Genomic DNA, 7,411 nt, shown 5'->3' on the forward strand with positions numbered 1-7,411 from the left:
CGCCTAGGCTGCCGGCTTCCAGTGCTGCGACCGGCAGAACATCATCACGCAGCCCTGCACCTTCAGGCCGCCGGGTTCGCGCGTGACGATCGACTTGTACGACTTGCCCGCCTCGGGATCGTAGATCCGACCGCGCCACGTCTTGCCGCCGTCGGTAAAGCCGCTCAGGATTTCCAGACCCTGGACGGGTCGGCCGCGCAGCCTCGGGTCGGGATTGTTGCGATCGGTGGGTGTCACGCCAGGCGTCGGCACCAGCACGCGGGCGATGCGACCGCACAGCGTCTTGCCGCAGGGCTGGATGGACACGACGGCCCTGCCGTTTTCGGTCAGCCAGCGGCCGACGATGGGCTCGGCCGCGCTGGCCGGACTGGCGGCGAGCAACAGAACAGGCAAGGCAAGCAGGCGCATGGGGCTGATAGTCCGCGATAATTCCTTGCCCGCCTGTACGCCCACCGTGGCGCGGATAAGGCAGCGCGGCGTTCAGCTGTCGACGAGCAGTTGCTCGTGCAGCTTGATGTTGTCCGGGTGCGACGGTGCGAGCCGTGCGACCAGTTCGGCGACATTCGAGCGGTATTCGTCCAGCCGCTCGTCATGCGTGGCAAAGGCGGCGAGCAACGCGTCGCCGCCCGCTTCCGCGCCGAAATCGGGATAGTAATAGCCCCAGTCCTTGAGCCAGGCGGAGTTGTGGACGAGCGGATAGCCGCCGTGCAGGACCTCGTAATAGAGGTAGTTCAGGCCGTTCTCCCAATGGTGCGTGACGACCGCGTCGCAATGATTGGTCAGGAAATCGGCGGAGACGAACCGCTGTTCGAACGTCATCACGCCGGCCTTCACGACGTCGAGCGCGCTGGCGAAGCTCCTGAAATGCGGCTGCTCGCGGTGTTGGAAGGTGTTGGAGACGAGCACCGATTCGAACGCCTCCGGGCGCTTGCGATACGCGGATTCGCACGCGAGCATGGCGACGTGCGAGGTCTTCATGATCGTGATGTTGGGCTCCATGATGCCCACCCGCCACCGTTCGCGCCCGGGCTTGTAGCCGAACCGCCCCTCCAGGTGCGCGGCGCGATTGTCGATGAAGGTCGGCGCCCACACCTGCGGCACCTCGTGCACCGGCACGCGGTACACGGTGCGGGCCCAGCCCGCGTAGGTGTGGATGTGTTGCGGCGTCATCCACAGCGCGTCGTAGCGGCCCACGTCGCCATAGCGTTCCGCATCGGTGCGCACGGGGCGGGCGATCATCGCTTCCATCGAGATCACCGCCGCGTTGCCGCCCTTGTAGCCGATCACGCGGCAACCCCGCGCGCGCAGTGCATCCAAAGCGGCATTGTCGACTGCGGCGCCGATGACGATCAGGTAATCGAGTTCGTCCGCCACCTCCGCAGTGCGAAACACCGGCACGCCCTCCATGCCGATGCCCGGCGGCCATTCGGTGAACTCGCCGTCGCCGTGATTGAGCAGGTGAACGCGGGCGCAGTTCGGCGCGGCGGTGAACAGCTGCCACAGGAACAGCACGTTCTGGCGCAGGCCGTTCTCGTACAATCCCAGGTCGCCGCCGGGGCGGACGAAGATGGTGATGCCGACGGTGTAGCCCTTGCGCTTGGGCCGTTTGACCCGCGCCATCAGCCGATCAGCTCCTTCTTGACCGACACGCAGCCGGCCACGCCGGCGGGCATCAGGTACAGCTGCAGCCCGGGGTTGGCCTCGCTCTGCCGCACGCGGGCGAGCAGCGGGCGTTCGCTGCCATAGCTCTTGAAGACGCGCGCCTTGATCGCCGGGCACGGCTCGGGCCAGTAGATCACCTGGTTGTACATGCCGGCACAGCTGCCCGCCGGCGCGACGATCAGCGTCGTGAGCCGGGTCTGCCCCGCCGCCGGAGCGCGGCCGGCGACGGGATGCGTGCCCTCCATCGTCACCACTGTCGGCCAGCGATTGGTGTCGGGCCCGAGCGGCTGGATGACGAACTGCGCCGCGGCGTCCTCGAACAGGAACGCGCCGGCCTGGCTGAACACGGGCGCACAATTGCGGATCCCGAGTTGCTGCACGGCGGCGTTGAGGCGCTGGATCGGCGTCTCCGCCGTCTGGCGAAAGCCGCCGGCGACCCCCTGCCCCAGCGCCAGCTGCGCGCCCAGCGTCATGGCGATCCCGGCCGCGACCCCGACCGAAAGGCGAAGAAGGGGGGGCATCATGCGAACAGGTCCTCGATCAGTGCCTCGTGGGCCGCGAGGACGGCGGGCTGGTCGATAGAGAAGCGGCGCAGAAAGTCGAGCGCCTCCGCCCTCGCCGTTCCCGCGCGGTCGCGGTGGCGGCCAAGTGCGTCCGCGAGCACGCGGCCGCCATCGGCGGGGTCGAACGAGGTGTAGTAATAGCCGACATCGCGCGCCGAGGGCGAGTTGTGAATCAGCGGGTGCCCGGACCACAGCACGTCCCAGTAGAGATAGTTGAGGTCGTTCTCCCATTGGTGAACGACCACGGCGTCGGCGTGCTCGGCAAGGATCACGGGCGTGGCGAAACGCCCTTCCGCGAACATCTTGCCGGACTTGTGCAAGTCGAGTCCGGTCGTGATGTCATCAAAGTGCGGGTTGCCGACAAGGTGCAAGGTATTGAACAGCAGCACCCGGTCGATCAGCTCGGGTCGGGCGCGATATGCCTCCTCGGCGACCAACATCGGCAGATGAAACGTCTTGAGCACATTGATGTTGGGCTCCATCACCGCGATCCGCCACGGCCGCGCTGCATCCTCGCGCCGGTAGAACGGGTTCAATGCGTGGGTGCGCGCGAACAGATCGAAGAAGATCGGGTCCCAGATGTGCGGGCATCTGGTGACCTTGTCGGATCGCATGATGCGGCAGAGGTCACGGTTCATGTGCCAGTGCTGAGGCGTGATCCAGACCGCGTCGAAGGGGACCAGGCTGGGTATCTCGCCATGCGACAGCCCGCTCGATAGCGCCTCCAGGTTCATCGCCATCGCGTTACCGGCCATGTAGGAGACCAGCTTGCCCCCGCGCGCGCGCAGCCGTTCCATGTCGACCACCGGCGCACGCGCGCCGATCTCGATCACCACGTCGCAGCGCTCGGCGGCATCTGCGGGACTCAGGGTCGGCACGCCCGCCCAGGTCGCCAGGGGGTGAGGTGCCGAGAGGCCCGAGCAATCGACGACGAAGGTGTCCGCGACGATCGGCAAGCGTCGGAACGCCATTACCGCCAGCACCGCGTTCTGGTTGATTCCCGATGACCAGAGCAGGCTCGCAATGTCTTCGGCCGAGCGACTGAAGGTTATGCCGACACGTAAACTGGCCATGACGCTCCGAAAGGCAAAAAGGGCCGGCCCGCATTTATCGGACCGGCCCTGTAATAGCAGATCGTCAGCGGCTTACCATTTGAAGCCGATGCCCGCCGAGGCGCCGACATCCCCGTAACGGGTCGTCACGCCGACCGTCGCGCCGACCACGACGTTCTCGGATGGCCGCGCCTGGTACTTCAGGTTGACGCCCGTCTCGCCGCGATAATAGCCGACCGAGCCGACGATCCCCATCTCGCCGGGTTCGAGCGGCAGGTGCACGGTTGCGGCACCCAGCGCCATGGCAACGCCGCCCTCCGCCTGGTTGACCGTCCGCCGCACGCTCATCAACTGGTCGAGATTGACCGCATCGGTGCCGCTGATGCCCGGCGCGACGTTGGTGAGCCGGCGCTCGTTGCCGGCCGAGCCGAACGACACCGTGTTGGGATCGCTCGCGATCGAACCGGTACCGATCGCGACCGAGTTCGCCCCGGAAGCGGTCGAGTTGAAACCGATCGCGGTGCTGTTCGCCCCCGTCGCGCGCGCGGTGTTGCCGAAGGCGGTGCCGCCCGCGACCGCCGACCCCCCCGTGCCCAGCGCAATGGCATTGGCGGCAGTCGTCTGGTTGGGCGAGAAGTTCGCGAACCGCGTGTCGATGCTGGTCGACAGCGTCTGGAACTGTGCGCCGTTGATCGCATCGGTCGAGGTCGCCGACACCGTGCCGGCCGCGACGTTGACGATGCGACGCTGCGTGCCCGCCGCCGTGCCGCCGACGGCGAAGACGTTGGTCTGGCCGCCATCGGTCGAGTTCGCCCCGATCGCGACGCTGCCGGCGCCCGTTGCGGACGAGGTGTTGCCGATCGCGATCGCGTTCGCCGCATTGGCGTTCGCCGTGTTGCCGATCGCCACCGCCGACAGGCCGATCGCGCTGGAGAGGTTGCCGAGTGCGACCGCGCCCTGCCCCGTGGCGGTGTTGTCTGCGCCGATCGCCACGGCGCCCTGCCCGGTCGCAACGTTGGGATCGCCGATCGCCACCGCGCCGTCGCCGCTTGCCGTGTTGCCGGAGCCGATCGAGGTTGCGCGGCCGTTCCGCGCGATCGCATTGCGGCCGATCGCTACCGACTCCGGCCCAGATGCCACCGAACCGGCACCACCCGCGAACGAACCCGTTCCAGAGGCTGTCGAGCCCGCGCCGATCGCCGTCGAGTCGTTGCCCGAAGCGTTGGCCACCGCGAAGTTGGAGGCGTTGTTGCCGCGCGTGATGATCGTCGACTGCGCCAGCTGGGAGACGGAAGCCGAGATGTTGACCTGAGAGGTCGACACATTGGCGAGCGAAGTGCTCGTGCCCGATGCGCTGGTCTCGGCCGTACCGATCCGCGACGACAGCGATGCGGTCGCCGTGGCCGTCGACGACGATACACCGGTCAGCGATGACGTCAGCGAGGACGTTGCCGTCGAGGTGGACGTGGACACGGCGGCGATGCTGGTCGAATTACCGGCGGTCGAGCTCGAGTTGGCCGCAATCGAAGAGGAGAAGGCCGAGCTCTGCTGCGTGACCGAGCTGGAAATGGCCGTCACCGACGAGGTCAGCGACGTCACCGCCGCGGTGGTCGATGTCGACAGGCCCGTCACCGAGTCCGTCAACGATGCGGTAGCGGTCGAGGTCGACGCCGACACCCCGCCAAGCGACGTGGTCAGCGAGGTGACGGCGTCCGTGGTGGAGGTCGACAGTCCCGTGACCGAGCTGGTCAGGGAGGTGACCGCGTCCGTGGTGGAGGTCGACAGCCCCGTCACCGAGTCCGTCAGCGAGACCACTGCCGTCGAGGTCGAGGCGGACACGCCGCTCAGCGATGTGGTCAGCGAATTCACCGCGTTGGTGGTGGAGGTCGACAGCCCGGTGACCGATGTGGTCAGCGAGGTGACCGCATTGGTGGTGGAGGTCGACAGCGCCGTCACCGAGTCCGTCAGCGAGACGACGGCGGTCGAGGTCGAGGCGGACACGCCGCTCAGCGACGTGGTGAGCGAGTTGACCGCGTTGGTGGTCGAGGTCGACAGGCCGGTGACCGAGCTGGTCAGCGACTGGTCGGCGGTGAGCGCGGAAGACGACACGCCCGTCAGCGAGCTGGTCAGCGACTGATCGGCGGTGAGCGCGGAGGACGACACGCCGGTCAGCGAACTGGTCAGCGACTGATCGGCGGTGAGCGCCGACGACGACACGCCGGTCAGCGAACTGGTCAGCGACTGGTCGGCCGTGAGCGCCGACGAAGAGACACCCGTCAGCGAGGTCGTCAGCGAGGCGGTCGCGGTGGAAGTCGAGGCCGACACGCCGGACAGCGAGGTCGTCAGCGAAGCGGTCGCCGTCGAGGTCGATGCCGAGACACCGGACAGGGACGTGGTGAGCGACGCGGTCGCGGTGGAGGTCGAGGCCGACACCCCGGAGAGCGAGGTCGCCAGCGATGCGGTCGCCGTCGAGGTCGATGCCGAGACACCGGACAGCGACGTCGCGAGCGACGCGGTCGCGGTGGACGTCGACGCAGACACGCCGGAGAGCGAGGTCGTCAGCGACGCGGTCGCCAGGGAGGTGGAGGCCGAGACGCCGGACAGCGACGTGTTGAGCGACACGGTCGCGGTGGAGGTGGACGCGGATACGCCGGACAAGGAGGTGGCCAGCGACGCGGTCGCGGTGGAGGTGGACGCGGACACACCGCTCAGCGAGGTGGTGAGCGACTGATCCGCCGTGAGCGCGGAGGTCGAAACCGCGGCCAGCGAGCTGGAGAGTCCGGCGAGGCTGGTCGAGGTCGAGACGAACTGGGTGTTGGTGGCGTCGGCGACCGCGAACAGCTGCGACCCGTTGACCGCGTCCGTCGAGCTACCGGTCACGCGACCGGCCGACAGGTTCACGATCCGGCGCTCGTTGCCGACGACGCCGACCGAGACGCCCGCCGTGGAGGTCGGCGCCTGGAACGCCAGCGCCCCCAGCCGGTTCGCGCCGCTGGGCGTGAATACGCTCGATGAGCTAAGTCCGGCGGCCTCGATGCTCCCGAAGATCGATCCGGTGCCGAGTGCGACATTCTCGGTGCCGCCGGTGACCTCGGCACTGTCGCCAAGCGCAAGCCCTCCGAAGACGGTGACATTGGAAAGGCCGCCAAGCGCCAGCGAATAATCGCCGGTCGAACTCGCGCCTCTGCCGAGCACGATCGACTCCAGGCCGCTCGCAACGGCACTTCGCCCGAATGCCAGCGACGACTCGCCGTTGGCGACCGACGAGAGGCCGATAGCCACCGCGTTCGTGCCGTTCGCCGTCACACCCTGCCCGATGGCGATTGCCGAAGCAGCGTTCACCGTAACGCCACTGCCAATCGCGATGGCGTCCAGCCCGGCCCCCAGAACACTGCTGTTCCTGCCGATCGAGATCGCGTTGGATGCACCCGACAGAACGCTTGCTCCGCGACCGATCGCAATCGAGTCAACGCCGCTGGCACTGGTAAGGACACCGGTGGAGGCACCGCCAAGTGCTATCGCGCCAGCCGCATTGGCAAAGGCGCCGGTGCCGACCACCGTCGCACTCGCGCCGGCTGCACGCGCTCCCGCGCCGAGCGCCATGCTGTTCAGGCTCAACGCCTGAGCGGACTGACCAAGCGCCGTGGCCGCTTCGGCGATTGCCTGCGCGCCGGAACCGACCGCGGTGGAGAAAGCACCCGACGCAGTGGTGCTGGAGTTGGTGCCACCGCCACCGACCGGGTCGGCGCCGCCGACGGCAACCGATTCGCTGCCCGTGGCCGACGCGCCTGCGCCGACCGCCGTTGCGTTCGGGCCCGACGCGGTGGACGTGGAGCCGACCGCGGTCTGCGTGGAGGTGTTCGGCGTGCCGGAGATGACCTGAGCCCCGGCGGGCACGGCGCCCAGCGCGGTGAGACCCGCCGTCGAGACGCCGGCGAGCAGGGCCAGACGGATCCGGCCCGTGACTGAATTGGTCATCGCGAAAACCCCCATACGCATCCGCTGGTCCGGCTTGTTCGGCGGTGTTACCGAATCCCCCGCCGGCCGCGGTATGGTTTCTATTGTGCTAACGGCGGCGCGACTGTCAATCGCGCGCACCCCCCGAACCCGCCGGGAACTGTCCCAATTTGCGGG

Annotated in this window: 5 protein-coding genes; all 5 read right to left on the reverse strand. The window is 68.1% G+C overall.

Features of this window, described 5'->3' with window-relative positions; all coding sequences use genetic code 11:
• Nucleotides 1–3: 3 nt before the first annotated feature.
• The 5 genes from JWN21_RS10300 to JWN21_RS10320 all read right to left on the reverse strand — a co-directional run bounded on the left by JWN21_RS10300 (nt 4) and on the right by JWN21_RS10320 (nt 7,255).
• Entirely contained in the window at nt 4–408 is a 405-nt protein-coding gene (locus tag JWN21_RS10300; protein ID WP_299649388.1) for a DUF2147 domain-containing protein, read from the reverse strand.
• Nucleotides 409–480: 72 nt separating this feature from the next.
• The gene (locus JWN21_RS10305) at nt 481–1,620 is read right to left on the reverse strand and encodes a DUF2827 family protein (protein ID WP_299649391.1); all 1,140 of its coding nucleotides are present in this window, start codon (nt 1,618–1,620) and stop codon (nt 481–483) included.
• Entirely contained in the window at nt 1,620–2,186 is a 567-nt protein-coding gene (locus JWN21_RS10310) for a hypothetical protein (protein ID WP_299649394.1), read from the reverse strand. Before JWN21_RS10310 ends, JWN21_RS10305 begins: the two co-directional genes overlap by 1 nt.
• Nucleotides 2,183–3,298 carry a DUF2827 family protein gene (locus JWN21_RS10315; RefSeq protein ID WP_299649397.1) on the reverse strand — a complete coding sequence of 372 codons (1,116 nt, stop codon included), beginning with the start codon at nt 3,296–3,298 and terminating at the stop codon, nt 2,183–2,185. Before JWN21_RS10315 ends, JWN21_RS10310 begins: the two co-directional genes overlap by 4 nt.
• 72 nt (nt 3,299–3,370) lie before the next feature.
• Nucleotides 3,371–7,255, reverse strand: a complete 3,885-nt coding sequence (locus JWN21_RS10320; protein ID WP_299649400.1) for a YadA-like family protein — start codon at nt 7,253–7,255, stop codon at nt 3,371–3,373.
• Nucleotides 7,256–7,411 lie beyond the last annotated feature (156 nt).

It is taken from the genome of Sphingomonas bacterium, from assembly GCF_028292945.1.
GTDB lineage: Bacteria > Pseudomonadota > Alphaproteobacteria > Sphingomonadales > Sphingomonadaceae > Sphingomonas.